At 72.6% G+C, this 26,642-nt stretch carries 22 protein-coding genes and 1 riboswitch; of the genes, 14 read left to right on the top strand and 8 right to left on the bottom strand.

The features are described from left to right. Positions 1-66 precede the first annotated feature (66 nt). Positions 67-1,206 carry a CobW family GTP-binding protein gene (locus ACFY3J_RS16950; protein ID WP_390841117.1) on the top strand — a complete coding sequence of 380 codons (1,140 nt, stop codon included), beginning with the start codon at positions 67-69 and terminating at the stop codon, positions 1,204-1,206. Here ACFY3J_RS16950 and ACFY3J_RS16945 read toward each other — a convergent pair. Next, on the bottom strand, positions 1,203-3,659 hold the full coding sequence (locus tag ACFY3J_RS16945) for a DNA topoisomerase (ATP-hydrolyzing) subunit A (protein ID WP_384184268.1): 2,457 nt from the start codon (positions 3,657-3,659) through the stop codon (positions 1,203-1,205). The genes ACFY3J_RS16950 and ACFY3J_RS16945 overlap by 4 nt on opposite strands. A gap of 404 nt (positions 3,660-4,063) precedes the next feature. Here ACFY3J_RS16945 and ACFY3J_RS16940 point away from each other — a divergent pair, with 404 nt between their 5' ends. The 3 genes from ACFY3J_RS16940 to ACFY3J_RS16930 all read left to right on the top strand — a co-directional run bounded on the left by ACFY3J_RS16940 (position 4,064) and on the right by ACFY3J_RS16930 (position 7,984). Beyond that, positions 4,064-5,437: a M16 family metallopeptidase gene (locus ACFY3J_RS16940; protein WP_384184266.1), complete on the top strand. Its 1,374-nt coding sequence runs from the start codon at positions 4,064-4,066 to the stop codon at positions 5,435-5,437. Then, positions 5,434-6,822 carry a M16 family metallopeptidase gene (locus ACFY3J_RS16935; protein WP_384184263.1) on the top strand — a complete coding sequence of 463 codons (1,389 nt, stop codon included), beginning with the start codon at positions 5,434-5,436 and terminating at the stop codon, positions 6,820-6,822. The genes ACFY3J_RS16940 and ACFY3J_RS16935 overlap by 4 nt, the downstream gene beginning before the upstream one ends. 233 nt (positions 6,823-7,055) lie before the next feature. After that, a riboswitch (cyclic di-AMP (ydaO/yuaA leader) is annotated at positions 7,056-7,216 on the top strand. A 12-nt stretch (positions 7,217-7,228) separates the two neighbouring features. After that, on the top strand, positions 7,229-7,984 hold the full coding sequence (locus ACFY3J_RS16930; RefSeq protein ID WP_384184260.1) for a M23 family metallopeptidase: 756 nt from the start codon (positions 7,229-7,231) through the stop codon (positions 7,982-7,984). 183 nt (positions 7,985-8,167) lie between these two features. On the opposite strand, the gene ACFY3J_RS16925 is transcribed toward ACFY3J_RS16930, so the two are convergent. Further along, positions 8,168-8,449, bottom strand: coding sequence for an HPr family phosphocarrier protein (locus ACFY3J_RS16925; protein WP_361415292.1), 282 nt, complete (start codon positions 8,447-8,449; stop codon positions 8,168-8,170). 176 nt (positions 8,450-8,625) lie between these two features. On the opposite strand from ACFY3J_RS16925, the gene ACFY3J_RS16920 reads away from it, so the two are divergent. From ACFY3J_RS16920 to ACFY3J_RS16905, 4 genes are all read left to right on the top strand, one after another. After that, positions 8,626-11,682, top strand: coding sequence for a GNAT family N-acetyltransferase (locus ACFY3J_RS16920; RefSeq protein ID WP_390841116.1), 3,057 nt, complete (start codon positions 8,626-8,628; stop codon positions 11,680-11,682). 52 nt (positions 11,683-11,734) lie between these two features. Beyond that, positions 11,735-12,331 (top strand): DUF5998 family protein, encoded by a 597-nt coding sequence (locus ACFY3J_RS16915; protein ID WP_384184254.1) that lies wholly within the window; start codon positions 11,735-11,737, stop codon positions 12,329-12,331. Beyond that, on the top strand, positions 12,331-13,542 hold the full coding sequence (locus ACFY3J_RS16910) for an alkaline phosphatase family protein (protein ID WP_384184251.1): 1,212 nt from the start codon (positions 12,331-12,333) through the stop codon (positions 13,540-13,542). Before ACFY3J_RS16915 ends, ACFY3J_RS16910 begins: the two co-directional genes overlap by 1 nt. 62 nt (positions 13,543-13,604) lie before the next feature. Further along, entirely contained in the window at positions 13,605-14,255 is a 651-nt protein-coding gene (locus ACFY3J_RS16905; protein WP_390841115.1) for a thymidine kinase, read from the top strand. Between the two features lie 19 nt (positions 14,256-14,274). Here the strand turns inward: ACFY3J_RS16905 and ACFY3J_RS16900 are convergent, their stop codons facing one another. After that, the gene (locus ACFY3J_RS16900; RefSeq protein ID WP_390841143.1) at positions 14,275-14,496 is read right to left on the bottom strand and encodes a DUF397 domain-containing protein; all 222 of its coding nucleotides are present in this window, start codon (positions 14,494-14,496) and stop codon (positions 14,275-14,277) included. A gap of 248 nt (positions 14,497-14,744) precedes the next feature. Continuing rightward, complete coding sequence (locus ACFY3J_RS16895; RefSeq protein WP_390841114.1) at positions 14,745-15,548, bottom strand: VOC family protein; 804 nt, start codon at positions 15,546-15,548, stop codon at positions 14,745-14,747. 301 nt (positions 15,549-15,849) lie between these two features. On the opposite strand from ACFY3J_RS16895, the gene ACFY3J_RS16890 reads away from it, so the two are divergent. Continuing rightward, positions 15,850-16,701, top strand: a complete 852-nt coding sequence (locus ACFY3J_RS16890; protein ID WP_390841113.1) for a sulfurtransferase — start codon at positions 15,850-15,852, stop codon at positions 16,699-16,701. A 317-nt stretch (positions 16,702-17,018) separates the two neighbouring features. Here ACFY3J_RS16890 and sepH read toward each other — a convergent pair whose 3' ends face one another. After that, positions 17,019-18,044, bottom strand: coding sequence for a septation protein SepH (sepH, locus tag ACFY3J_RS16885; RefSeq protein ID WP_384177403.1), 1,026 nt, complete (start codon positions 18,042-18,044; stop codon positions 17,019-17,021). Between the two features lie 488 nt (positions 18,045-18,532). On the opposite strand from sepH, the gene ACFY3J_RS16880 reads away from it, so the two are divergent. Continuing rightward, a complete protein-coding gene (locus ACFY3J_RS16880) occupies positions 18,533-19,387 on the top strand; it encodes a hypothetical protein (RefSeq protein WP_390841112.1) in 855 nt (284 codons plus the stop codon). Here ACFY3J_RS16880 and ACFY3J_RS16875 read toward each other — a convergent pair. Continuing rightward, a complete protein-coding gene (locus ACFY3J_RS16875) occupies positions 19,311-20,630 on the bottom strand; it encodes a D-arabinono-1,4-lactone oxidase (protein WP_390841111.1) in 1,320 nt (439 codons plus the stop codon). The genes ACFY3J_RS16880 and ACFY3J_RS16875 overlap by 77 nt on opposite strands. Continuing rightward, positions 20,590-21,828 carry an MFS transporter gene (locus ACFY3J_RS16870; RefSeq protein ID WP_390841110.1) on the bottom strand — a complete coding sequence of 413 codons (1,239 nt, stop codon included), beginning with the start codon at positions 21,826-21,828 and terminating at the stop codon, positions 20,590-20,592. Before ACFY3J_RS16870 ends, ACFY3J_RS16875 begins: the two co-directional genes overlap by 41 nt. 150 nt (positions 21,829-21,978) lie before the next feature. Here ACFY3J_RS16870 and ACFY3J_RS16865 point away from each other — a divergent pair, with 150 nt between their 5' ends. Further along, positions 21,979-23,106 (top strand): ferrochelatase, encoded by a 1,128-nt coding sequence (locus ACFY3J_RS16865; protein WP_390841109.1) that lies wholly within the window; start codon positions 21,979-21,981, stop codon positions 23,104-23,106. Positions 23,107-23,114: 8 nt separating this feature from the next. Beyond that, complete coding sequence (locus ACFY3J_RS16860) at positions 23,115-23,930, top strand: inositol monophosphatase family protein (RefSeq protein ID WP_384177393.1); 816 nt, start codon at positions 23,115-23,117, stop codon at positions 23,928-23,930. A gap of 78 nt (positions 23,931-24,008) precedes the next feature. Here ACFY3J_RS16860 and ACFY3J_RS16855 read toward each other — a convergent pair whose 3' ends face one another. After that, positions 24,009-24,182: a hypothetical protein gene (locus ACFY3J_RS16855; protein ID WP_019981855.1), complete on the bottom strand. Its 174-nt coding sequence runs from the start codon at positions 24,180-24,182 to the stop codon at positions 24,009-24,011. 425 nt (positions 24,183-24,607) lie between these two features. Here ACFY3J_RS16855 and ACFY3J_RS16850 point away from each other — a divergent pair, with 425 nt between their 5' ends. After that, positions 24,608-25,261: a response regulator transcription factor gene (locus ACFY3J_RS16850; protein ID WP_028424348.1), complete on the top strand. Its 654-nt coding sequence runs from the start codon at positions 24,608-24,610 to the stop codon at positions 25,259-25,261. Positions 25,262-25,267: 6 nt separating this feature from the next. Next, positions 25,268-26,515 (top strand): sensor histidine kinase, encoded by a 1,248-nt coding sequence (locus tag ACFY3J_RS16845; RefSeq protein ID WP_390841108.1) that lies wholly within the window; start codon positions 25,268-25,270, stop codon positions 26,513-26,515. The last annotated feature ends 127 nt before the right edge of the window (positions 26,516-26,642 follow it).

The following is a 26,642-nucleotide window of genomic DNA, read 5'->3' as shown; positions in this document are numbered from 1 at the left end:
ATTCCATCCTCGTACGCGCACCGGGCCGTGAGCCGGTGCACGCGTCGGCATGAGAGAGGTCGCACGGTGAGTCAGCCGAGCCGTTACCCGAGTCCGAGTCGCAGCGCGGCGCAGATCCCGGTCGTGGTGCTCGCCGGATTTCTCGGCTCGGGGAAGACCACGCTCCTCAACCATCTGCTGCACCGCGGCGGCGGCAGCCGCATCGGCGCGATCGTCAACGACTTCGGGGCCGTCGAGATCGACGCCATGGCGGTCGCGGGAGCCCTCGGGGACTCCACCGTCTCCCTCGGCAACGGGTGCCTGTGCTGCGCGGTCGACGCCAGCGAACTCGACGTGTACCTCGACCGGTTGACGAGTCCGGCCGCCGGTGTCGACGTCGTCGTCATCGAGGCCAGCGGACTGGCCGAACCCCAGGAACTCGTCCGCATGGTGCTGGCGAGCGAGAACCCCAGGGTCGTCTACGGCGGGCTCGTCGAGGTCGTCGACGCCGCCGAGTTCGGCGACACCCGCGCGAGGCATCCCGAGATCGACCGGCATCTGGCGCTCGCCGACCTCGTCGTGGTCAACAAGACCGACCGGACCGCCGACGGCGAGGAGGTGCTCGGACTCGTACGGTCCCTGGTCGACGGGGCCGCCGTCGTCCCGGCCTCGTACGGCAGGGTGGACCCCGAGTTCCTCTTCGACTGCCGGCCGAGCGAGGAGCGGGTGGGACAGCTCTCCTTCGACGACCTGCACGTGCCCGACGCGGACGACGCCCACGACCACCACGCCGGGCATCTGCACGCCGGCTACGACAGCCTCTCCTTCGTCTCCGACGTGCCGCTCGATCCCCGCCGGCTGATGCGGTTCCTGGACAGCCGCCCCGACGGGCTCTACCGGATCAAGGGATACGTCGGCTTCGGCCCGTACGACGCGCGCAACCGCTACGCCGTGCACGCCGTCGGGCGCTTCCTGCGCTTCTACCCCGAGCCCTGGCCGGACGGCGAGCCCCGCCTCACCCAGCTCGTGCTCATCGGTTCCGGCATCGACGCTGGCGCCCTCGGCAAGGAACTGGAGGCGTGCAAGCAGGACGCCCCGCACGCCGACGAGCACGGCATGTGGGGCGTCCTGCGCTACGTACGGGACCCCGAGGGACACGACCCCGAGGACCCGGACCTCCCGGACCCGGATCCGGCGGACCCGGACCCTGCGGAACTGCCGGCCTAGACGGGCCCGGCGACCACCGCCACCGTCTTCGGCAGCGACACGCCCGAGCCGTCACGGCGCGGGTCGACCTCCGGGAGTTCGGCCGGGCTGCCGTTCTTCTGGGCGGCCAGGACCGGGGTGGGACCCGCCCAGGCGAAGGCCAGGCAGTCCTCGCCCTTCAGGAACCGCTGGCAGCGCACGCCGCCGGTGGCGCGGCCCTTGCGCGGGTACTGGTCGAACGGCGTGACCTTGCCCGTCGTCTGCACGGAGTCGTCCAGCGTGCCGCGCGAGCCGGCCACGGTGAAGACGATCGCGTCCGCGGCCGGATCGACGGCCGTGAACGAGATGACCTTGGCGCCCTCCGCGAGCTTGATGCCGGCCATGCCGCCGGCCGCGCGGCCCTGCGGGCGGACCTGGGAGGCCTGGTAGCGCAGGAGCTGGCCGTCGTCCGTGATGAAGACCAGGTCCTCCTCGCCGGTGCGCAGCTCGGCGGCGCCGACGATCCGGTCACCCTCCTTGAGCGTGATGACCTCCAACTCCTCCTTGTTGGATGGGTAGTCGGGGACGACCCGCTTGACGACGCCCTGTTCGGTGCCGAGCGCCAGGCCCGGCGACGACTCGTCCAGCGTGGTCAGGCAGACCGCGGTCTCGTCGTCCTCCAGGGAGACGAACTCCGCCAGCGGCGCGCCACCGGCGAGGTTCGGCGCCGACGTCGTCTCCGGCAACTGCGGCAGGTCGACGACGTTCACGCGGAGCAGGCGGCCCCCCGACGTCACCACGCCCACCTCGCCCCGGGCGGTCGCCGGGACCGCCGAGACGATCACGTCGTGCTTCTGCCGCTTGCCACCCCCGCCCCGCGCGAACGGGTCGCCGTTCGCCGTGCGGGCCATCAGGCCGGTCGAGGACAGCAGGACGCGGCACGGGTCGTCCGCCACCTGCAACGGCACCACGGCGGCCGGGGTGTCGCTCGCCTCCAGCAGCATCGTGCGCCGCGGAGTGCCGAACTTCTTGGCGACCGCGGCCAGCTCGGCCGAGACCAGCTTGCGCAGCTCCGCGTCGGACTCCAGAATCCGGGTCAGCTCCTCGATCTCCGCGACGAGCCTGGCCTTCTCCGCCTCCAGCTCGATGCGGTCGAACTTGGTCAGACGGCGCAGCGGGGTGTCGAGGATGTACTGCGTCTGCACCTCGCTCAGCGAGAAGCGCCGCATCAGGCGCTCCTTGGCCTGCGCGGAGTTGTCACTGGAGCGGATCAGACGGATGACCTCGTCGATGTCCACCAGCGCGGTGAGCAGGCCCTCGACCAGGTGCAGCCGGTCGCGCCGCTTGGTCCGGCGGTACTCGCTGCGGCGCCGTACGACGTCGAAGCGGTGGTCGAGGTAGACCTCCAGCAGCTCCTTCAGGCCGAGCGTGAGGGGCTGGCCGTCGACCAGGGCGACGTTGTTGATGCCGAAGGACTCCTCCATCGGCGTCAGCTTGTAGAGCTGCTCCAGGACGGCCTCCGGCACGAAGCCGTTCTTGATCTCGATGACCAGGCGCAGTCCGTGCTCGCGGTCGGTGAGGTCCTTGACGTCGGCGATCCCCTGGACCTTCTTCGAACCGACCAGGTCCTTGATCTTGGCGATCACCTTCTCCGGGCCCACGGAGAAGGGCAGCTCGGTGACGATCAGCCCCTTGCGGCGCGCGGTCACGGTCTCCACCGAGACCGTCGCGCGGATCTTGAAGGTGCCGCGGCCGGTCTCGTAGGCGTCCCTGATCCCGGACAGGCCGACGATCCGGCCGCCGGTGGGCAGGTCCGGACCCGGGACGTGCCGCATCAGGGCGTCCAGGTCCGCGTTGGGGTGGCGGATCAGGTGGCGGGCGGCCGCGATGACCTCGTTGAGGTTGTGCGGGGGCATGTTCGTGGCCATGCCGACGGCGATGCCCGAGGAGCCGTTCACCAGCAGGTTCGGGAAGGCGGCCGGCAGGGCCACCGGCTCCTGCTCCTGGCCGTCGTAGTTGGGGGCGAAGTCGACGGTGTCCTCGTCGATGGACTCCGTCATCAGACTCGTGGCCTCGGCCATCCGGCACTCGGTGTACCGCATGGCGGCCGGCGGGTCGTCGTTGCCCAGCGAGCCGAAGTTGCCGTGGCCGTCGACGAGCGGGACACGCATCGAGAAGGGCTGGGCCAGGCGCACCAGGGCGTCGTAGATCGACGCGTCGCCGTGCGGGTGCAGCTTGCCCATGACCTCGCCGACGACGCGCGCGCACTTCACGTAGCCGCGGTCGGGGCGAAGCCCCATCTCGTTCATCTGGTAGACGATGCGGCGGTGCACCGGCTTGAGTCCGTCCCGGGCGTCCGGCAGGGCGCGAGAGTAGATGACCGAGTACGCGTACTCGAGGAAGGAGCCCTGCATCTCGTCGACGACGTCGATGTCGAGGATCCTCTCCTCGTACGAATCGTCGGGCGGCGGGGTCTTCGTGCTGCGGCGGGCCATCGCTGCCGGCTCCTTGCTGAAGCGTGACGGGATCTGACGCGGACCATTGTGGACCGCGCGACCGACAACGCGGACCACGCCCCGTCCCACAGGGCCGTTCCGCGACCCCGTCGCGCCTCCGGGGCCCTCCCGCCGTCGGCTGCCGCGCCCTTGTCCGTCCCGTGGCCTCTGAGGGCGGTGGTGCTTCTGTGGCGCGTGCGAAGCCCCGTCGCGTCCCGTTCGCGCCCCGTTCGCGTCCCGCCCTGCCTCCCCGCCGCCCTGCCGCCGTGGCGCGTGGCTTTCCGTCTCGCTCTCGGCGTACGGGTCGTGGGAACTTCGCCAGGGATCCGCACGCTTGCATACAGTGGCAGGACCGGCAGGAAAAGGGCGGTTCGCAGACCGCCACCGCGATCGAAGGGACGTACATGCCCATGGGTCACACGGCCGCAGCCGAGGCAGACTCCGGCGGCCTGACAGCGACCGAGCACCGCCTGGCCAACGGCCTGCGCGTGGTGCTCTCCGAGGACCACCTGACCCCGGTCGCGGCGGTGTGCCTCTGGTACGACGTCGGCTCGCGCCACGAGGTCAAGGGGCGTACCGGCCTGGCTCACCTTTTCGAGCACCTGATGTTCCAGGGCTCCGCCCAGGTCAAGGGCAACGGCCACTTCGAGCTGGTGCAGGGCGCGGGCGGCTCGCTCAACGGCACCACCAGCTTCGAGCGCACCAACTACTTCGAGACCATGCCCGCCCACCAGCTGGAGCTCGCCCTCTGGCTGGAGGCCGACCGCATGGGCTCCCTGCTCGCGGCGCTGGACGACGAGTCCATGGAGAACCAGCGGGACGTCGTCAAGAACGAGCGCCGCCAGCGCTACGACAACGTCCCCTATGGCACCGCCTTCGAGCGGCTGACCGCCCTCGCCTACCCGGAGGGCCACCCGTACCACCACACGCCGATCGGGTCGATGGCGGACCTGGACGCGGCCACCCTGGAGGACGCGCGCGCGTTCTTCCGCACGTACTACGCGCCCAACAACGCCGTCCTGTCGGTCGTCGGTGACATCGACCCGCAGCAGACGCTCGCCTGGATCGAGAAGTACTTCGGCTCGATCTCGTCCCACGACGGCAAGCCCGAGCCCCGTGACGGCTCCCTGCCCGAGGTCATCGGCGAGCAGTTGCGCGAGGTCGTCGAGGAGGAGGTCCCGGCCCGCGCCCTGATGGCCGCCTACCGGCTCCCGCACGACGGCACGCGCGCGTGCGACGCGGCCGATCTGGCGCTCACCATCCTCGGCGGCGGCGAGTCCTCCCGGCTCTACAACCGGCTGGTGCGCCGCGACCGTACGGCCGTCGCGGCCGGCTTCGGACTGCTGCGGCTGGCCGGCGCGCCCTCCCTGGGCTGGCTGGACGTGAAGACCTCCGGCGACGTCGAGGTCCCCGTCATCGAGTCGGCCATCGACGAGGAGCTCGCCCGGTTCGCCGAACAGGGCCCGACGGCCGAGGAGATGGAGCGCGCCCAGGCCCAACTGGAGCGCGAGTGGCTGGACCGTCTCGGCACCGTCGCCGGCCGCGCCGACGAACTGTGCCGCTACGCCGTCCTGTTCGGCGACCCGCAGCTCGCCCTGACCGCCGTCAAGCGCGTCCTGGAGGTGACGCCCGAGGAGGTCCAGGAGGCCGCCAAGTCCCGCCTGCGCCCCGACAACCGCGCGGTGCTCGTCTACGAGCCGACCGCCGCCGACGTGCAGGACGACGACCGGGGCGCGGACGCCGCGGCCACCGACGAGACCGAGGAGGCGGCGAAGTGACCGAGCTCGCCACGATGGAGTTCCACCCCCAGCCCCGGGCCGGCGCGGCCAAGCCGTGGGCGTTCCCCGCGCCCGAGCGCGGGACGCTGGACAACGGCCTGACGGTGCTGCGCTGTCACCGCCCCGGCCAGCAGGTCGTCGCCGTGGAGGTGCTGCTGGACGCGCCCCTGGAGGCGGAGCCGGCCGGCCTGGACGGCGTCGCCACGATCATGGCGCGGGCCTTCTCCGAGGGCACCGACAAGCACTCCGCCGAGGAGTTCGCCGCCGAGCTGGAGCGCGCGGGCGCCACCCTCGACTCGCACGCCGACCATCCCGGCGTACGGCTGAGCCTGGAGGTCCCGGCCTCCCGTCTGGCCAAGGGGCTCGGCCTGCTGTCCGACGCCCTCAGGGCGCCCGCGTTCGCCGACTCCGAGGTCGAGCGGCTGGTGCGCAACCGGCTCGACGAGATCCCGCACGAGCTGGCCAACCCGGCCCGCCGCGCCGCCAAGGAGCTGTCCAAGGAGCTCTTCCCGGCCGGCTCGCGCATGTCGCGTCCGCGCCAGGGCACCGAGGAGACGGTCGGCACCATCGACTCCGCGGCCGTCCGCTCCTTCTACGCCCGGCACGTGCGCCCGGCCACGGCCACCGCCGTGGTCGTCGGCGACCTCACCGGCGTCGACCTCGACGAGCTGCTGGGCCGGACCCTGGGCGCCTGGACCGGCTCGCCCGCCAAGCCGCGGCCAGTGCCGCCGGTGACCGCGGACGACACCGGCCGCGTGGTCATCGTGGACCGGCCCGGCGCCGTGCAGACGCAACTGCTCATCGGCCGGATCGGCCCCGACCGGCACGACCGCGTGTGGGCCGCCCAGGTGCTCGGCACCTACTGCCTCGGCGGCACGCTCACCTCCCGCCTGGACCGCGTCCTGCGCGAGGAGAAGGGCTACACCTACGGGGTGCGGGCGTTCGGCCAGGTGCTGCGCTCGGCCCCCGACGGGTCGGGCGCCGCGATGCTCGCCATCAGCGGCTCGGTCGACACCCCGAACACCGGCCCGGCCCTGGACGACCTGTTCACGGTGCTGCGCAAGCTCGCCGCCGAGGGCCTCACCGACGCCGAGCGGGACGTCGCCGTGCAGAACCTCGTCGGCGTGGCACCGCTGAAGTACGAGACGGCCGCCGCCGTGGCCGGCACGCTCGCCGACCAGGTCGAGCAGCACCTGCCCGACGACTACCAGGCGACGCTCTATCAGCAGCTCGCCGCGACCGGCACGGTGGAGGCGACCGCGGCGGTCGTCAACGCGTTCCCGGTGGACCGGCTGGTGACGGTCCTCGTCGGTGACGCGGCGCAGATCAAGGAGCCGGTCGAGGCCCTGGGTGCCGGCCGGGTCATCGTCGTCGCGGCCGAGTAGAGGCACCACCTCGTTGCCGCCGCCGTCGCACGCGCGACGAACGGCACACGCGCGCGTGGGGCCCTGGTGACCGAAGCGTCACCAGGGCCCCACGATGTCCGAATTGAGGGGGAGGTTGCCTGTCTGCCCTGTGGTATGCGCTACAAAACATCTGATCCGTTTGGGAATTGAAAGCGGCCCCGTTTAGCGTCGGTCCGGCTGTTCGTCGGGCAGTGCGCCGCGTCCGCGGCACCGGACAGCCATCGCCGAGTCCCCGTACGGCGTGAGCCAGGGGAGCCGGGGACCCACCGTCCCTGGGGTGAATCGGACACCCGCGCACGCCGCGAGGGGGCCGTAGGAGACCTTCCTGCTCCGAACCCGTCAGCTAACCCGGTAGGCGACAGGGAAGGAAAGGACCCACGTCCCCATGGCGTTCACCCGCGCTGCCGGGAAGCACCGCCGGCCGAGCCGGATGCACCGCACCACCGCCCGCGCGGCGGGCGTCGCGGCCCTGGCCACCACCGGCGTCATCGGCACCCTCGCCGCCCCGGCCCTCGCCGCGGAGGACCCCGCTCCCGAGGACACCGGCCTCACCCCGGTCGTCACGATCGGTGACAGCGTCGCCGAGAAGATCGACGCCCAGGCCGTCGCCCAGCACAGGGCCGCCGCGCGCAAGCAGGCCGAGGAGGCCGCGCGCAAGAAGGCCGCGGAGCGGGCCGCGAAGGAGCGCGAGGCCAAGGCGCGCGCCGCCCGCGAGGCAGAGCGCAAGCGTCTCAACGCCTTCGTGACGCCGATCCTCGACTCCTACGTATCGACCGGCTACCGCACCGGTGGCTCCCTGTGGTCCTCCGGCACCCACACCGGCATCGACTTCCACGCCGCGAGCGGCACCACCGTCCACGCGGTCGGCATCGGCACCGTCGTCGAGACCGGCTGGGGCGGGGCGTACGGCAACCAGGTCGTGATCAGGATGGCCGACGGCATGTACACCCAGTACGGGCACCTGTCGTCCATCGGGGTCTCGGTGGGCCAGCAGGTCATCCCGGGCCAGCGGATCGGCCTGTCCGGCGCGACCGGCAACGTCACCGGACCGCACCTGCACTTCGAGGCCCGTACGTCCCCGGACTACGGCTCCGACGTCGACCCCGTGGCCTACCTCCGCAAGCACGGCGTCGACGTCTGACCCGCCGCGCCGGCGCACCGCCCGGCGTGCCACGCGACACTTCCGAAGCCCCGGCTCCCGAGCCGGGGCTTGCGGTGTACCCCGCCGTGTTCCGTTCCGGTGTTCCGGGAGTCCGCCGGGCACACCGAAGCCGTGCCGCCCGGTCCGGGCGGCACGGCTTCGGCGCTGGACCGGTCCTGCCGGTCAGACGGTCTCGGGAAGCTCCCCGAGCCCCTCGGCGACCAGCTTGGCCAGCCGGTCCAGCGCGGCGTCCGCGCCGTCGGCGTCGGAGGCCAGGACGACCTCTTCGCCGCCCTCGGCGCCGAGGCCGAGCACGGCCAGCATGGAGGCCGCGTTGACGGGCGTCCCGTCGGCCTTGGCGATCGTCACGGGGATGCCTGAGGCCGTGGCGGCCCGGACGAAGATGGAGGCGGGGCGGGCGTGGAGGCCCTCGGCCCAGCCGACGTTGACGCGGCGCTCAGCCATGTGTTGCTGCCCTTCAGGTGATCAGGGTTGTCTAGACCAGTTTTCCACACGTGGAGCGAGCCCGGAGCGGGGGTGTGCGCCGCTCCGGGTGGCGTCGGACCGCGGCCTCGGTCCGACGTGTGTCCTCCACAGACTGCCTCGCGCCGGTGTCGGACGCGAGCCGTACGCTGGGCCCCATGCAGACCTCGCCGGACCGGCACGAGTACCCCGCCCACTGGGAGGCCGACGTGGTGCTGCGCGACGGTGGCACCGCACGGATCCGCCCCATCACCGCCGATGACGCCGGCCGTCTGGTCAGCTTCTACGAACAGGTGTCGGACGAATCCAAGTATTACCGCTTCTTCGCGCCCTACCCGCGCCTCTCCGCGAAGGACGTCCACCGCTTCACGCACCACGACTTCGTGGATCGGGTGGGACTCGCGGCCACGGTCGGCGGCGAGTTCATCGCCACCGTACGCTACGACCGCATCGGCGCGGACGGCATGCCCGCCTCGGCGCCCTCCGACGAGGCCGAGGTCGCCTTCCTGGTGCAGGACGCCCACCAGGGACGCGGGGTCGCCTCCGCGCTCCTGGAGCACATCGCGGCCGTCGCCCGTGAACGCGGCATCCGGCGCTTCACCGCCGAGGTGCTTCCGGCCAACACCAAGATGATCAAGGTGTTCACGGACGCCGGGTACATCCAGAAGCGCAGCTTCGAGGACGGCGTCGTACACCTGGAGTTCGACATCGAGCCGACCGACCGCTCGCTGGCCGTGCAGCGGGCGCGGGAGCAGCGGGCCGAGGGACGGTCGGTACGGCGGCTCCTGGTGCCCGGCTCGGTCGCCGTCATCGGAGTGGGCCGCACGCGCGGCGGCGTGGGCCGCAGCATCCTCGACAACATCCGCGACGCCGGGTTCACGGGCCGGCTCCACGCCGTGAACCGGGCCTTCGGCGAGGACTGCCAGGAGATCGACGGGGTGCCCGCCCACCGCTCGGTGCGGGACATCGACGGGCCCGTGGACCTCGCCGTCGTCGCCGTGCCGGCCGAGTGCGTCCCGGACGCCGTCACCGAGTGCGGCGAGCACGGGGTGCAGGGGCTCGTCGTGATCTCCGCGGGCTACGCGGAGAGCGGCCCCGAGGGACGTGAGCGGCAGCGCGCCCTCGTGCGGCGGGCGCGCACGTACGGCATGCGGATCATCGGGCCCAACACCTTCGGGATCATCAACACCTCGCCGGACGTCCGGCTGAACGCCTCCCTCGCCCCCGAGTTGCCCCGGCCCGGCCGCATCGGGCTGTTCGCCCAGTCCGGGGCCATCGGCATCGCGCTGCTGTCCCGGCTGCACCGGCGCGGCGGCGGGGTCACCGGGGTCACGGGCGTGTCGACCTTCGTGTCGGCCGGCAACAGGGCGGACGTCTCCGGCAACGACGTCATGCAGTTCTGGTACGACGACCCCGACACCGACGTCGCCCTGATGTACCTGGAGTCCATCGGCAACCCGCGCAAGTTCACCCGCCTGGCCCGGCGTACGGCGGCGGTGAAGCCGCTGGTCGTGGTGCAGAGCGCGGGCTCCGCCCCGCAGGGGCACGCGGTGCGCGCGACACGGCTGCCGCACGCGACGGTGTCCGCGCTGCTGCGGCAGGCCGGCGTGATCCGGGTCGACACCATCACCGAACTGGTCGACACCGGCCTGCTGCTCGCCCGGCAGCCGCTGCCGCCGGGGCCGCGGGTGGCGATCCTCGGCAACTCCGAGTCGCTGGGAGTGCTGACCTACGACCGCTGCCTCGCGGAGGGGTTGCGCCCCCAGCCGCCGCGGGACCTGACGACGGCGGCGTCGGCGGAGGACTTCCGGGTCGCGCTGTCCCGGGCGCTCGCCGACGAGACCGCCGACGCGGTGGTCGTCACGCTGATACCGGCGCTGGGGGAGGGGGCCGCCGAGGACTCGGCCCTGGCCGAGGCGCTGCGCTCGGCCGCGCAGGAGGTCCCCGGCAAACCGGTCCTGGTCGTGCACGTCGAGTTCGGCGGCCTGGCGGAAGCCCTCTCCGCCGCCACCAGCACGGCCCCGCCCCCCGGCCCGGGCCCCCATCCGGGAGCGACCCCCCTCCTGCCACCTCCCACGACACCCCGGCCTGCCTCGGCATCCCCGGCGGGTCCGGGGCACCAGGCGGGCCGGGCATCCCTGGCAGACCCGAATCCCGAGACCGGCACAGGTCCAAAGGCATGCACAACAGGACCTCGGCGAGGTCCGGGCCAAGCTTCCGCCACGGGCTCGCAGGTTCGCCCCGGCTCCCGATGGCCGTCCCCTGCCGTGCCCGACAGGGCCGCGGCCGGGGGCGCAGGTCCCGCGGGTGTGACGGCGGGCGGTGCCGGGCCCGAGCCGGCCCCCACCGGGCCGCGGCTGATCACCGCCTATCCCGCCGCCGAGCGTGCCGTGCGGGCCCTCGCCGAGGCGGTCCGGTACGGCCAGTGGCGGCGGGAGGCCGCGGAGCCGGGGAAGGTGCCGGAGTACGAGGACATCGACGAGAAGGGCGCCGCCGCCTTCATCGGCGGACTGCTCGAGCGCGGGCAGGGCCTCACGCTCGGCACGGAGGAGACCTGCGAGCTGCTCGGCCGGTACGGCATCCACGTGCGCCGGGCCCTGCCCGCCCCCACCCCCGACGCCGCCGCGGAGGCCGCCCGCGCCCTCGGCTACCCCGTCGCCCTGAAGGCCACCGCCCCGCACCTGCGGCACCGCGCCGACCTGGGCGGCGTACGCCTCGACCTCACCGACGAGGATCAACTCCGCCGGGCCTACGCCGAGTTGACCGACCTCTTCGGCAAGCCCCAGGAGCTGCGGCCGGTGGTGCAGGCGATGGCACCCCGAGGGGTCGACACCGTCGTGCGCGCGGTCATCGACCCGGCGGCCGGCGCGGTGCTCTCCTTCGGGCTCGCCGGGGTCGCCTCCCAGCTGCTCGGCGACATGGCGCACCGGCTGATCCCGGTCACCGACCGCGAGGCCACCTCCCTGATCCGCTCCATCCGCACGGCACCCCTGCTCTTCGGCTGGCGCGGCTCGGCCCCGGTCGACACCCCCGCGTTGCAGGAGCTGCTGCTGCGCGTGTCACGGCTGGTGCACGACCACCCGGAGGTCGTCGCCGTCACCCTGGAGCCGGTCGTCGTCGCCCCGCGCGGGCTGAGCGTCCTCGACGCCACCGTGCGCCTGGCACCACCGCCCGCCCGCGACGACCTCGGCCCGCGCACGCTCCCGGTGTACTGACCGCGGTTCCCCGCCCAGGAGCGGTGCCTCGCAGTCAGCGCGCCCCCGTAGGATGGACGGCATGGCCAAGACCAGTACGACGACCCAGGGGCTGCGTTCGGCGATCGAACGCAGCGGCTACTACCCGGCTCTCGTGGCCGAGGCGGTGGAGGCCGCCGTGGGCGGTGAGCCCATCCGGTCGTACCTGGTCCACCAGGAGACCACGTTCGACCAGAACGAGGTGCGGCGGCACGTGACGGTGCTCGTCCTCACCGGCAACCGCTTCATCGTCAGCCACACCGACGAGCAGGCCGCCGACAGCACCTCCCCGACGCCGTACGCCACCACGTCCACGGAGTCGGTGAAGCTCGACCGGATCTCGTCGGTCGTGGTCAGCCGCGTGGTCGCCAACCCGGAGCAGTACACGCCGGGCACGCTGCCGCGGGAGATCGTGCTGACCATCGGCTGGGGCGCCGTGTCCCGGATCGACCTGGAGCCCGCTGCCTGCGGCGACCCCAACTGCGAGGCCGACCACGGCTACACGGGCAACTCGACGGCGGACGACCTCAGCCTGCGCGTCAGCGAGGCCGGCGACGGCCCCGAGACGGTGCGGCAGGCACTCGCGTTCGCGCAGTCCATCTCCGAGGCCACCGCGGACCCGACCCGCTGATGACCCGTCCCTTCTCCCCCGACGACGCCGCCACCGCCTGGGGCCACCCGGAGCCGCTGGCCGTCGAGACCGCACCCGTCCCCGAGTACGGAACCGGCTCACTCGCCGACCTGCTGCCCACGCTGGCCGCCGGCATGGGCGTACCGCGGATGACGGCAGCGCTCGGCGAGCTGGCCCCCGCCGACCGCGCCTGCGTCTTCCTGATCGACGGCCTCGGCTGGGAGCAGCTGAAGGCGCACCCCGGGGACGCGCCCTACCTGACCTCCCTGCTCGGCAGCTCGCGCGGCGGCACCGGCCGCCCGATCACCGCCGGGTACCCGGCGACCACGGCGACCTCGCTCGCCTCCGTCGGCACCGGCCTGCCCCCGGGCGCGCACGGACTGCCCGGCTACACCGTGCGCAACCCGGCCACCGGCGAGCTGATGAACCAGCTGCGCTGGCAGCCGTACAGCGATCCGCGCGCCTGGCAGCCCCACCCCACGGTCTTCCAGCTCGCCCAGCAGGCGGGCGTGCACGCCGCCCAGGTGTCCTCCCCGGCCTTCCAGAACACCCCGCTGACCAAGGTCGCGCTCAGCGGCGGCACGTTCCTGGGGCGGCTGACCGGCGAGGAGCGCATGGACGTCGCGGCCGAGCAGCTCGCCGCCGCCGACCGGGCGCTCGTCTACACGTACTACTCCGAACTCGACGGCGCCGGCCACCGCTACGGCGTCGACTCCGACACCTGGCGCGGACAGCTGATGCACGTCGACCGGCTCGTCCAGCGCCTGGCCGAGCAGCTGCCGCCGCACAGCGCGCTCTACGTCACCGCCGATCACGGCATGGTCGACATCCCGTTCGACGAGCAGCACCGCATCGACTTCGACGAGGACTGGGAGCTGCGCGCGGGCGTCGCCCTGCTCGGCGGCGAGGGACGCGCGCGGCACGTGTACGCGGTGCCGGGCGCCGAGGACGACGTGCTCACCTGCTGGCGCGAGGTGCTCGGCGAGCAGTTCTGGGTCGCCTCCCGGGACGAGGCCCTCGCGGCGGGCTGGTTCGGGCCGCGCGTCGACGAGCGGGTGTACGCGCGGATCGGCGACGTGGTCGCCGCCGCCCGCGACGACGTCCTGCTCATCGCCTCCGAGCAGGAGCCGAAGGAGTCGCTGATGGTCGGCAACCACGGTTCGATGACCCCTGCCGAGCAGCTGGTCCCGCTGCTGGAAGTACGCTCCTGAGCCCTTCCCCTTTCGCTGTACACCACCGTCCTCCACACTCACCGAAAGGTGCCCAACTGCCCATGCCCGAGCTGGTGTTCTTCTCCGGAACCATGGACTGCGGGAAGTCGACACTGGCTCTCCAGATCGAGCACAACCGCTCCGCGCGCGGACTGACGGGCATGATCTTCACCCGTGACGACCGGGCCGGCGAGGGCAAGCTGTCCTCACGCCTCGGCCTGGTGACCGACGCGGTGGAGGTCGAGGACGGCGTGGACCTGTACGCCTACATCGTCGACCACCTCTCGCAGGGCCGGCGCGCGGACTACGTGATCGCGGACGAGGCGCAGTTCCTCGCGCCCGAGCAGATCGACCAGCTCGCGCGCGTGGTCGACGACCTGGAGATGGACGTCTACGCCTTCGGCATCACGACGGACTTCCGCTCCAAGCTGTTCCCCGGCTCGCAACGCCTGGTCGAACTGGCCGACCGCGTCGAGGTCCTCCAGGTCGAGGCCCTGTGCTGGTGCGGCGCCCGCGCCACCCACAACGCCCGTACCGTGGGCGGCGTCATGGTGCTCGAGGGCGCCCAGGTCTTCGTCGGCGACGTGACCCGCTCCACGGACGAGATCGGCTACGAGGTGCTGTGCCGCCGCCACCACCGCCGCCGCATGACGGCCGCCTCGGCCCGCGCGGCGGCGCTGTCGCCGGACGTACTGCCCGTGACCGCCGACTGACCGAGCGCCCAGAGCTGCGTCAGACGCACCGCTCCGACGAGGCCAGCCCGACAAGCCCCGCCCACGCCTCCCGCGAGACCGTGACGATGGGCCCGGCGACGGCCTTGGAGTCCCTGACGCGCACAACTGCCCTAGCAGCCGCGACCTCTAGGCACTGCCCGCCTTCGGCTCCGCTGTAGCTGCTCTTGAACCAGAGGAGGCCGGAAGCGACGGCCGAGGACTCAGTGCTATTCGTAGTGATCCCAGCAACCCTTCGATGAACACCGCCGGCTCTCGCGGAGTGAGAGCTTGTGATCGGATGATCCCAGTGATGAGCCGCGCTTCCGGATCGCCGCGCGTCTGAACCTGCGGCCGAAGCCGGGAGTCACCCTCGTCGCGGCACCGCCGCCGTACGACGGCTGCCCAGGCCCGCGCCGCGGCGCTGTCACTGGATGTCCTGCCGGTATCACTCTTCTGAGCGACACCTGCCGTCAACACGGCTTGCCGGAGTCAACGCGATCCCTGGATCAGGGCGAACCGTGCCCCCTCGGGATCAGCCACGGTGGCCACGCGGCCCAGGGCGGTGTCCCGCGCGGGAGTGAGGACTTGGCCGCCCAGGGCGACGAGGCGTTCGGTCGCCTCGTCGGTGTCGGCGACCTCGAAGTACGTCGTCCAGTGCGGACCCCGGTCGCGGGGCAGGGCCCGGCCCACCCCGTGCACTCCGGCGACCGGACGGCCGTCGAGGTGCAGGGTGACGCGGTCGACGTCGGCGGAGCCGTCCGGCTTCCGTTCGTAGCCGAACAGCCTGCTGTAGAACGTGGCGGCGCCCGCGGTCTCGTAGGTCAGCAGCTCGTGCCACACGGGCGTGCCGGGCGGCCCGGTGGTCTCCGAGCCCGGGTGTGACCGGGCCCGCAACAGGCCGAAAACCGCACCCCACGGGTCCGAACCGATGGTCAGCCGTCCGATGCCGCCCGCATCCAGCGGACCCACCCCGATGGTGCCGCCGCACAGCCGTACCGTTTCGGCCGTCAGATCCACGTCGTCCGAGGCGAGATAGGGCGTCCACGCCACGGGCAGGCGTCGGCCGGGCGGCAGTTGCCCGATGCCGCCCACCTCGTGGCCGTTCAGCAGGACCCGCACACAGGGGCCGAGCCGGCTCGGCCCGGGCTGGAACTCCCAGCCGAAGAACTCCGCGTAGAAGGCCTGGGCGGCGGCCAACCCGTGCGCCATCAGGCTCACCCGGCACGGTGTGCCGGGCCTGTGGCGTGCCTGTGCCCGGCCGTTCGGGACGCCAGGCTCCGGTGCCTCGGTCATCGTCACCTTCCCCTCGGCCCCTGCGACGGCCGCCTCGATTCCGTTCTCCGGACCCCGAGCCGACGCTCCGCCACCCGTGCCGGGCGCGCTCGGGCGCATCCCGAAGCGCCCGTGGGGCAGGGGCCCGTCCGGAGGGTGCCCGGTGTGCGGTGTCCCGCCCGTTTCGCCGCGCTTACCGAAGGATGCCGATCGGCTGTACAGCATGTGGCCGATCCCGTACGCATCGTGATCGGACCTGTCCGGCCGAGCAGAGTAGCCGGACCTGGACGCCGTGGCCACCCCGTGCGCAAGGATGGTGGCCATGAACGCCATCATCTCCGCATCCGATCTCGCGAGCGCCCTCGCGGAGCCCCGGCCGCCGGTGCTGCTCGACGTCCGCTGGCAGCTCAGCCTGGCCACGGCGGCGGGCGCGGCGCCCTTCGACGGGCGCGCCGCCCACGCGGCCGGGCACATCCCCGGTGCCGCCTTCGTCGACCTGGACCGCGAACTGGCCTCGGCGCCGGGCGGAAACGGCCGTCATCCCCTGCCGGACATGGAGGTGTTCGGCGCCGCGATGCGCCGTGCCGGGGTGTCCGCGGACCGGCCGGTCGTCGTCTACGACGGCGGCCAGGGCTGGGCGGCGGCCCGCGCGTGGTGGCTGCTGCGCTGGACCGGGCATCCCGACGTGCGGGTCCTGGACGGCGGCCTCGCGGCCTGGGAGGGCCCCCTGGAGACCGACGTGCCTGAGCCGGCCGAGGGCGACTTCTCGCCGAAGCCCGGCGCGCTGCCGTTGCTCGACGCCGACGGGGCCGCGGCGCTGGCGCGGTCCGGAGTGCTGTTCGACGCGCGCGCGGGGGAGCGGTACCGGGGCGAGGTGGAGCCGATCGACCCGGTGGGCGGTCACATCCCGGGCGCGGTGTCCGCGCCGACCACCGAGAACGCGGGCCCGGACGGCAGGTTCCTGCCGGCCGCGCAACTCAGGGGACGGTTCACGGCGTTGGGCGCGGCGGACGGACGAGACGTCGGCGTCTACTGCGGCTCCGGCGTCTCCGCCGCGCACGAGGTGCTGGCGCTGGCCGTCGCCGGGATCCCTGCGGCCCTGTACGTCGGCTCGTGGTCGGAGTGGTCCTCGGACCCGTCCCGGCCGGTCGCGGTGGGGCCGGACCCGCAGTGACCGGACGTCGGCCGGCCGGCCACCCTTAGGGGGTGACGGCCGGTCAGCCGGTACGACCACGAGGAACGCGCACGAGGAAGGGCCGCACCCGACGGGCGCGGCCCTCCAGCCTCGTACGGCCTTGCCAGTGCCGCGGCAGGCAACGTTTGCCCGTAAAGGAGCGGCGTCCGGTGCGTGCTCTGGGGGTCCCCCCTGCTCGAAGAGCTTGGGGGAGTGCCGGCCGGAAGTCCTCGTACTGGACGTACTTGGGCTTTCGGCCGGTGCGGCGAGAGGGCGTGCCGGGCGTCGCGACGGGGCAGACGTTGCCTGTCGGGGCACTAGTCCTGCTTCTTGCGGCGCGTGCCGAACACGATCTCGTCCCAGCTCGGTACGGCGGCCCGGCGGCCGGGCCGGACCCCGTCCGCCTCGGCCTGGCGGTCGGTGGCGCCGGTGAGGCGGTCGCGGTGGCTGGTGACGGAGCGCGGCATGAGGACGTCCGCGTAGGCGGACCCGGCCGAGGCCGCGGGGGCCGGGGGCTCCTCGGCCACCAGGTCCTCCTCGGGCTCCTCCACGGGTTCCGGCGCGCGCTCGGGCACCACCAGGTCGCCGCGGAAACTCGGCACCGCCTCCAGCAGGCTGGTCAGCGTGTCGCGCTCGCCCACGCTCTCCTCGGCGGGCTCGGGCGCCTGTCCCGGCAGCGCGGGACGGTCGCGGTCCCGGTCGAAGGAACGCTCGCGCGGCAGACGCGCGATGCGCGGCACGAACGGGAAGCTGGGTTCCGGGGAGCCGAGGTCGTCGGACTCCCCGATCAGGGCGCGGGCCTCGTCGTCGACGGCCTGCACCAGGCGCCGCGGCGGGTCGTACGTCCAGCTCGCCGAGTGCGGTTCGCCCGCGACCCGGTAGACGAGCAGGACCTCCCAGGTGCCGTCGTCACGGCGCCAGGAGTCCCACTGGGCGGTCTCCTTCTCGGCGCCGCGCAGCAGCAGCCGCTCCTGGACGGTCTCGCCGAGCAGCGGACCGGAGTTCTCACCGGGGCGGCGGACGGGAGTCTTGCGGGCGCGCTCGGCCATGAAGGCGCGCTCTGCGAGCACGGGGCCCTCGAAGCGCCGTACCCGGTCGACGGGGATGCCGGCGAGCTGGGCCACCTCTTCCGCGGTCGCTCCGGCTCGTATCCGGGCCTGGATGTCGCGGGGGCGGAGATGGCTCTCCACCTCGATCTCGATCTGGCCGAGGCGGGGACGGTCGCCGCGCACGGCGGCGCGGAGCCGTTCGTCGATCGGAAGCGTGTACTCCGTGCTGTCCGCAGCCTTGAGCACCAGCCGTGTGCCGTCATTGGAGACGGCCACGACACGCAGTTCGGGCATGGGAACCTCCCGGGTGGTGCCTGCCGACGTCACGTGCGTCGCTGCTTCCGCTAGTCGAGTGTGGCCTGCCCGGGTGCAGCCTGCCACAACCTTGCCGAGTTGCCCGGCGTGTCGGGCACGGGCCCTGGAACGCCGTTATGGCACGGTTACCTGTTTACAACGCTAAGTGACCAGCTCCGTCACCCTGTGCAACCAGCCCCCTCCCGGCGGTCCAGCAAGGTCCCGGACACCCCGAAGGGAGGCCGGGCCCAGGGCTCATTACGGTACTCCATTCGGGCCACGTGCGTGGATTGGCGCGCCGCCCAACTTCTCGCCAGAGGCGGTACTCGGCCGCCCTCGACCGGTTCTTCGATCATGCCCGTGGCGAACTTCACTTATTCACCGCAAACGGAACTAACGGTTTCGTCCGTACGTCCCTTTCTCGTGCAGTCGGCCGATCACATGCGAAAGATGCGGCTGTGTCCGACAGAGGCAGGCAAGGTCCGGTAATGCGTGGAAGGTTCGATGACGGTGGTGAGCCGAGTGAGCCGAGTGCCGGGGAGGAGGTGAGGAGGAGGCGGATCGAGCTGAGCGTCGCCCAGGTCGCGGGCAGCGCCGTGGCGGCGGTGGTGGCCGCGAAGCTCGCCTCGTACTTCGGCGTCTACGGCACGATCCTCGGGGCCGGTGTCGTCAGCGTCCTGGCCACCTGCGGCGGCTCGGTCTTCCAGCACTTCTTCCGGCGTACCGGCGAGCAACTGCGCGGAGTGGCCGCCTCCCCGGGACCGGTACCCGCCCCGGCGAGCGCCCCCGCCGGGCGGACCCCGCCGCCGGTGGGCGAGTTCACCGAAGGGACGGTCTACCGGGCCCGGATCAAGAGCTGGAAGCGGCCCGTGCTCGCCGCCGCCCTGGTCTTCGGGGTCACCATGGCCGGAATCACCGCCTACGAACTGGTGTCGGGCGACAGTTTCAGCGGCGGCAGGGGGACGACGGTCGGCTACGCCGTGACCGGCCACCGCACCCCGTCCGTGACGCCCGACGGGCCGGCTCCCACCTCCTCGCCCACGCGGACGCCGGGAGCCGGGACCGGGGACGGGGCAATGCCGGGCGATGCCGCCTCCGGCAGCCCCGACCGAGGTACAGGGGTGAGCCCGGCGCCCACACCCGAGGTCACGGGGGACAGCGGGAACGGCGGCGGCACGGGGGACACCGGGAGCGCGGGCACCGACGGCACCGGGTCGGGCAGGCCGTCCGACGCCGGCACCACCGCCCCGGCGCCCGGCGCGAGCGCTACGGCCCCAGCACCCTCCGCAAGTAGTCGTTCTGGAACAGCCGCTGGGGATCCAGCCGGTCCCGCAGCGCCGTGAACTCCCCGAAGCGCGGGTAGACCGCGGCGAGCCGGTCGGCGTCCCTGGTGTGGATCTTGCCCCAGTGCGGCCGGCCCTCGTACGCGGTGAAGATGTTCTCCGCGGCCGTGAAGTACCGCTGGTAGGGGGTGCCCCGGAACATGTGGACCGCGATGTACGCGCTGTCCCTGCCCGAGGCGGTGGACAGCGTGATGTCGTCGGCGGGCGCGGTGCGCACCTCCACCGGGAAGCTGACCCGCAGTCCGGAGCGGTCGACCATCGCCTTCAGCTCGCGCAGGGCGTCGGCCAGGGCCTCGCGCGGCACCGCGTACTCCATCTCCACGAAGCGCACCCGGCGCGGCGAGGTGAAGACCTTGTAGGGGATGTCGGTGTACGTCCGTGCGGACAGCGCGCGGCTGGAGATCTTGGCGATCGACGGGATGGTGGCGGGCACCGCGCGGCCGACCCAGTTGGCCACCTGGAAGACGCCGTTGGAGAGGAACTCGTCCTCGAACCAGCCGGCCAGCCGCCCCACGGGCTGCTCCGGTCCGGCGCTACGGTTGTTGCGCTTGGTGTTGGTGCTGCCGGTGTGCGGGAACCAGTAGAACTCGAAGTGCTCGTTCTCCGCCCAGAGCCGGTCGAACTCCGCGAGCACCCGGTCCAGGCTCATCGGTTCCTCGCGGGCGGTGAGCAGGAAGATCGGCTCCACCGCGAAGGTGATGGCCGTGACGATCCCCAGCGCGCCCAGACCGACGCGGGCGGCCGCGAAGACGTCCGGGTTCTCCTTCGCGGAGCAGATGAGTACCGAGCCGTCCGCCGTGACCAGCTCCAGCCCCCTGATCTGGGCGGCGATCGAGGCCGACTCGCGGCCCGTGCCGTGGGTGCCGGTGCTGGTCGCCCCGGACACCGTCTGCTCCATGATGTCGCCCATGTTGGTGAGCGAGAGGCCCTCGCGCGCGAGAGCGGCGTTGAGCCGCTTGAGCGGGGTGCCGGCCTCGACGGTGACCGTCATGGCCTCGCGGTCGATCTCGCGTATGCCGGTCAGCAGTTGGGGGCGGATCATGACGCCGTCCGTCGCGGCGATGCTCGTGAAGGAGTGACCGCTGCCGACGGCCTTCACCCTCAGCCCGTCCTCGGCGGCCCTCCGCACGGCGGCGGCGACGTCCTCCACCGTCGCCGGCGTGACCTCCCGCCCGGGGCGCGCGCCGACATTGCCGCCCCAGTTACGCCACGTGCCGTTCTTCGCGCTCGTCGTGCTGCTCAACGAAGCCTCCCCGCCGCGGAGCCGGCCTGCTGAGCCGGCGGTACCCGAGGAAACCGACCGCGACCGCGACGGCCCCGGACACCGCCGGAACCCCGTACCCGGCCCGCGCCCCGGCCGCGTCGATCACCCAGCCGGCCACGGAGGAGCCCAGTGCCACCCCGACCGCGAGCCCGGTGCTCACCCAGGTCATGCCCTCGGTCAGGTGCGAGCGTGGTACGTGCTCTTCGACGAGGGCCATCGTCGTGATCATCGTGGGAGCGACGGACAGGCCCGCAACGAACAGCGCCACGGCCAGGAACGGCAAGTTTCCGACCAGTAGGAGGGGGATCATACTCACGGCCATCGCACAGATGCCCAGCAGCCAGCGCCGGGCGGGCGGTCCCGCGAAGCGCAGCAGGCCGAACACGACGCCCGCCGTGCAGGAACCCGCCGCGTACACGGCGAGCACGACGCTCGCGGCGCCCTTGTGTCCCTGCTGGTCGGCGAAGGCGACGGTGACCACGTCGACCGCCCCGAAGATCGTCCCGGTCGCCACGAAGGTCGACACCAGCACCTGGAGCCCGCGCGCACGCAGGGCCGAACCGCCGCCGTGGTGCTCGCGCGGGTGCGGCGCGGGCTCGGTGGCGCGCTGCGCGGTCAGCCAGAACACGCCCACCGCCAGGAAGCAGGCGGCCAGCAGCGGCCCCGCCTCCGGGAACCAGGCCGTGGACAGCCCGATGGAGACGATCGGCCCGAAGATGAAGCAGGCCTCGTCCATCACCGACTCGAACGAGTAGGCGGTGTGCAGCTGCGGCGTCCCCCGGTACAGGGCCGCCCAGCGCGCGCGGACCATCGCGCCCAGACTGGGCACGGAGCCGATCCCGGCCGCGCAGACGAACAGCACCCAGTCCGGCCACCGGAAGTGCGCCGCGAACAGCAGGACCGCCGAGGCGGTCAGCGCGACGAGCGTCGCGGGGCGCAGCACCCGGCGCTGCCCGTGCCGGTCGACCAGCCGGGAGATCTGCGGGCCCAGGAGCGCGGCGGCCAGCGCGATGGTGGCCGACAGTGCGCCCGCCAGCCCGTAGCGCCCGGTCAGCTGGGAGATCATCGTGACCACGCCGATGCCCATCATCGACAGCGGCATCCGGCCGAGGAACCCCGCGGCGGAGAAACCCTTGGAGCCGGGAGCGGCGAACAGGGCACGGTACGGGCTGGGCACAGGGACTCCGCGGATCCGGTAAGGCGTGAAGGAAGCTGATACAGCTTACGGACCGGACGACTCCGGCGCACCACCCCCTACCGGCTGCCGCGACCTTCCCCCCAACGGGCCGGGATCCCGCCCGTGGGTGCGGGGTGGCAGGATCGAGGCATGCCTGACGTGCTCGACGCCACCCCGTACGACGCCCTGCTCCTGCTCTCGTTCGGCGGCCCCGAGGGCCCGGACGACGTGATCCCGTTCCTGGAGAACGTGACGCGCGGGCGCGGCATCCCCACCGAGCGCCTGAAGGAAGTGGGCGAACACTACTTCCGGTTCGGCGGGGTCAGCCCGATCAACGACCAGAACCGCGCCCTGCTCGACGCCCTGCGCAAGGACTTCGCCGACCACGGCCTCGACCTGCCGGTCTACTGGGGCAACCGCAACTGGGCCCCGTACCTGACGGACACGCTGCGGGACATGGTCCGCGACGGCCGCCGCCGCATCCTGGTCCTGGCCACCAGCGCCTACGCCTCCTACTCCGGCTGCCGCCAGTACCGCGAGAACCTCGCGGACTCGCTCGCCGCCCTCGAGGCCGAGGGCCTGGACCTGCCGAAGGTCGACAAGCTGCGGCACTACTTCAACCACCCCGGCTTCCTCCAGCCCGTGATCGACGGAGTGCTGGAGTCGCTCGCCGACCTCCCCGAGGACGTCCGCGACGGCGCGCACATCGCCTTCTGCACCCACTCGATCCCGATCTCCGCCGCGGACACCTCCGGCCCGGTCCCCGGCCACGGGGACGGCGGGGCGTACGTCCGCCAGCACCTGGACGTGGCGCGGCTGATCGCCGACGCGGTCCGCGAGCGCACCGGAGTCGACCACCCCTGGCAGCTCGTCTACCAGTCGCGCTCCGGTGCCCCGCACATCCCGTGGCTGGAGCCCGACATCTGCGACCACCTCGAGGAGCGGCACGCCGCCGGGGCCCCGGCCGTCGTCATGGCGCCCATCGGCTTCGTCTCCGACCACATGGAGGTCCTGTACGACCTCGACACCGAGGCCACGGCCAAGGCCGCGGAACTGGGCCTTCCGGTACGCCGCTCCGCCACCGTCGGCGCCGACCCGCGGTTCACCGCCGCCGTCCGCGACCTGATCGTGGAGCGTGCCGCCACCGAGCGCGGACAGCAGGTCACGCCGTGCGCCCTGGGCTCGCTCGGCGCGGACCACAACCTCTGCCCGGTGGGCTGCTGCCCGGCCCGCACGCCCCGGCCCGCCGCCGCGGGCGCCGACAGCCCCTACGCGTGAGGAACCCCGTGACCGACACCCTGCCCGCGGAACTGCTGCAACTCGCCCGCCAGGCGGCCGCACGCGCCGGAGAGCTGCTGCGGGACGGCCGCCCGGCGGACCTGGTGGTGGCCGCCACCAAATCCAGCCCGATCGACGTCGTCACCGAGATGGACATCGCCGCCGAGAAGCTGATCACCGGCCTGATCGCCGACCGGCGTCCCGACGACGGCTTCCTCGGCGAGGAGGGCGCCTCCGTCGAGGGCACGAGCGGCGTCCGGTGGGTGATCGACCCGCTCGACGGCACCGTGAACTACCTGTACGGACTGCCGACCTGGGCCGTCTCCATCGCGGCCGAGGTGGACGGCGAGGCCGTCGTCGGGGTCGTGGCCGTCCCGATGCGCGGCGAGGCGTTCCACGCCGTGCGCGGCCGCGGGGCCTGGGCCACCGGAGCCTGGGCCGGCGAGCGCAAGCTGGCCTGCCGCGTCGCGCCGCCCCTGGACCAGGCCCTGGTCGCCACCGGCTTCAACTACGTCGCCGAGGTCCGCGCCCACCAGGCCGACGTGGCCCGCCGGCTGATCCCGCTGCTGCGCGACATACGCCGCAGCGGCTCGGCCGCGGTGGACCTGTGCGACGTGGCGATGGGCCGTCTGGACGGCTACTACGAGCGCGGTCTGAACGCGTGGGACTTCGCCGCGGGCGACCTGATCGCCAGGGAGTCGGGCGTCGTGACGGGTGGCCGCCCGGGAGAGCGTCCGTCCCGCGAGCTGACGGTCGCGGCCACCCCGGGCGTCTTCGAGCCCCTCCAGAGCCTCCTGGAGGAGTACGGCGCCTGGCACGACTGAGGGCACGGCAGGAGCACAACGCACAGCGGGACCCCGGCGCTGGATTCGCCGGGGTCCCGCTGTGCGCGTGCAGGCTCGTCAGACGCCGGACACGCCGACCTCCACACCGTGTTCGGCGGCGAGGCGGCGCAGGTCGTCGAGTTCGGCCAGCTCGACCTCGACGAGGAAGTCGTCGCCCTCGTCACGAGCCCGCGTCAGATCGGACTCGGTCGCCTTTATGCGCTGCAGAAGTCCTGCGGTGAATGCGTCCATGCTTGCGCCCCCTCGTCCTGGGTCGGTGGGTCGGTGGCACGGGGGTGTGCCGTTCGGAAGGGGCGATCACGTCTCAGCAGGTGCCCGGCGCTGCCCGACCGGGCGGCGACGGCGCTGGACACCCACACCCACTCTGCGGAAGCGGATCGCGGAGTACCGCATGGTGCTGCGGCACATGCAGAGCGTGATCGCGGGGTGTAAACCCGTCCTCCCCCGACTCCTCGCGGCGGAAACCTCGACCGGACGAGAAAATTCGGGATTCGCGGCCTCTTCGCCCGCCGCTCGCCTCTTGTCCACCGGCCGCTTCCACGGCTTACCGCCGACTTACGGCCGAAAAGGGCAGGATGGAAGCACACACTCACGAAGACCCCTGCCGGCGTGCGCCCCGAGCGGCGCTACGCGGGTGGACACAGGAAGGACAAGACGTGCGCGTACTCGTCGTCGAGGACGAGCAGCTGCTCGCCGATGCGGTGGCCACCGGACTGCGCCGGGAGGCCATGGCCGTCGACGTCGTGTACGACGGTGCGGCCGCCCTGGAGCGCATCGGCGTCAACGACTACGACGTGGTCGTCCTCGACCGGGACCTCCCGCTGGTGCACGGCGACGACGTCTGCCGCAAGATCGTCGAGCTGGGCATGCCCACGCGCGTGCTGATGCTCACCGCCTCAGGCGACGTCAGCGACCGTGTCGAGGGCCTGGAGATCGGCGCCGACGACTACCTGCCCAAGCCCTTCGCGTTCAGCGAGCTGACGGCACGCGTGCGGGCCCTGGGCCGGCGTACCAGCGTGCCCCTGCCGCCCGTCCTGGAGCGCGCCGGGATCAAGCTCGACCCCAACCGCCGCGAGGTCTTCCGCGACGGCAGGGAGGTCCAGCTGGCACCGAAGGAGTTCGCGGTCCTGGAGGTCCTCATGCGCAGCGAGGGCGCCGTGGTCTCCGCGGAGCAGCTGCTGGAGAAGGCCTGGGACGAGAACACCGACCCGTTCACCAACGTCGTGCGCGTCACGGTGATGACGCTGCGGCGCAAGCTCGGCGAGCCCCCGGTGATCGTCACCGTGCCCGGCTCCGGCTACCGGATCTGATCCGCCGTGGCCGCGACCCCGGCGCCGCCCCAGGCGCCCCCGAAACCCACCTGGGACCCCAGAAGGCCGGAGCCGGCCTTCCCGTGGCTGCGCCCGACCATCCGGATACGGCTGACGCTGCTGTACGGCGGCATGTTCCTGATCGCCGGCATCCTGCTGCTGTCGATCATCTACCTGCTCGCCGCGCAGGCCCTGCGCAACGGCAACCAACCGCTGTTCAAGATCGTCGACTTCAACGCCCTGAGGGTCACCAGCACCGACTGTCCGGGCGTCGACAACGGCAACCTGTCGCTGTCGGAGTTCAACGCCGCGATCAGCGCCTGCATCGACCACCAGCGCCAGGTCGCCCTGGACAGTCTGCTCAGCCGCTCGCTCCTCGCCCTGCTCGGCCTCGCCGTGATCGCCTTCGCGTTCGGCTACGCGATGGCCGGCCGCGTGCTGTCCCCGCTCGGCCGGATCACCCGCACCGCCCGCGCCGTGGCCGGCTCCGACCTGTCCCGGCGGATCGAGCTGGACGGCCCGGACGACGAGCTGAAGGAGCTCGCGGACACCTTCGACGACATGCTGGAGCGGCTGCAGCGGGCCTTCACCGCCCAGCAGCGCTTCGTCGGCAACGCCTCGCACGAGCTGCGCACACCGCTCGCGATCAACCGCACGCTCCTGGAGGTGCAGCTCTCCGACCCGCACGCGCCGATGGAGCTCCAGCAGCTCGGCAAGACCCTGCTGGCCACCAACGAGCGCAGCGAACAGCTCGTCGAGGGCCTGCTGCTCCTCGCCCGCAGCGACAACCAGATCGTCGAGCGCAAGCCGGTGGACCTCGCCGAGGTCGCCTCGCAGGCCATCGACCAGGTGCACGGGGAGGCGGAGGCCAAGGGGGTCGAGATCCGCGGCGAGCGCAAGCCGGCGGTCGTCCAGGGCAACGGCGTGCTGCTGGAGCGGATCGCCCTGAACCTGGTGCAGAACGCGGTGCGGTACAACGTGGCCGAAGAGGGGTGGGTGGAGGTCGTCACGGGCGTCCAGCACGGTCAGGCGATCCTCGTCGTCACGAACACCGGACCGGTCGTCCCGGCGTACGAGATCGACAACCTCTTCGAGCCCTTCAGGCGGCTGCGTACCGAGCGCACCGGCAGCGACAAGGGCGTCGGCCTGGGCCTGTCCATCGCCCGCTCCGTGGCGAGGGCGCACGGCGGACACATTTCGGCCCAGCCGCGTGAGGGGGGTGGGCTCGTGATGCGGGTGGCCCTGCCGATCTGAGATCATTGCGCCGACACACGGGGATGTTCGCTTTGCGCGGAAATTCCCGGGGCCGTTCCCGGCTTCACCGTGTGTGATCGATCACATGGGCGGTTTTCCAGCCATCTACTCTCCGTGGCCACGCGAG

The organism is Streptomyces sp. NPDC001231, from assembly GCF_042896885.1.
GTDB lineage: Bacteria > Actinomycetota > Actinomycetes > Streptomycetales > Streptomycetaceae > Streptomyces.
The sequence above is the reverse complement of the archived record's forward strand: the minus strand, read 5'-3'. Positions and strand labels throughout refer to the sequence as shown.

Bases quoted from the DNA above. Each gene is read 5' to 3' on its own strand.
- ACFY3J_RS16910 (WP_384184251.1), top strand. From the start codon at position 12,331: ATGACCCGTCCCTTCTCCCCCGACGACGCCGCCACCGCCTGGGGCCAC.
- sepH (WP_384177403.1), bottom strand. From the start codon at position 18,044: ATGCCCGAACTGCGTGTCGTGGCCGTCTCCAATGACGGCACACGGCTG.
- ACFY3J_RS16940 (WP_384184266.1), top strand. From the start codon at position 4,064: ATGCCCATGGGTCACACGGCCGCAGCCGAGGCAGACTCCGGCGGCCTG.
- ACFY3J_RS16865 (WP_390841109.1), top strand. From the start codon at position 21,979: ATGCCTGACGTGCTCGACGCCACCCCGTACGACGCCCTGCTCCTGCTC.
- ACFY3J_RS16925 (WP_361415292.1), bottom strand. From the start codon at position 8,449: ATGGCTGAGCGCCGCGTCAACGTCGGCTGGGCCGAGGGCCTCCACGCC.
- ACFY3J_RS16855 (WP_019981855.1), bottom strand. From the start codon at position 24,182: ATGGACGCATTCACCGCAGGACTTCTGCAGCGCATAAAGGCGACCGAG.
- ACFY3J_RS16890 (WP_390841113.1), top strand. From the start codon at position 15,850: ATGAACGCCATCATCTCCGCATCCGATCTCGCGAGCGCCCTCGCGGAG.
- ACFY3J_RS16905 (WP_390841115.1), top strand. From the start codon at position 13,605: ATGCCCGAGCTGGTGTTCTTCTCCGGAACCATGGACTGCGGGAAGTCG.
- ACFY3J_RS16920 (WP_390841116.1), top strand. From the start codon at position 8,626: ATGCAGACCTCGCCGGACCGGCACGAGTACCCCGCCCACTGGGAGGCC.
- ACFY3J_RS16915 (WP_384184254.1), top strand. From the start codon at position 11,735: ATGGACGGCATGGCCAAGACCAGTACGACGACCCAGGGGCTGCGTTCG.
- ACFY3J_RS16895 (WP_390841114.1), bottom strand. From the start codon at position 15,548: ATGACCGAGGCACCGGAGCCTGGCGTCCCGAACGGCCGGGCACAGGCA.
- ACFY3J_RS16930 (WP_384184260.1), top strand. From the start codon at position 7,229: ATGGCGTTCACCCGCGCTGCCGGGAAGCACCGCCGGCCGAGCCGGATG.
- ACFY3J_RS16880 (WP_390841112.1), top strand. From the start codon at position 18,533: ATGCGTGGAAGGTTCGATGACGGTGGTGAGCCGAGTGAGCCGAGTGCC.
- ACFY3J_RS16945 (WP_384184268.1), bottom strand. From the start codon at position 3,659: ATGGCCCGCCGCAGCACGAAGACCCCGCCGCCCGACGATTCGTACGAG.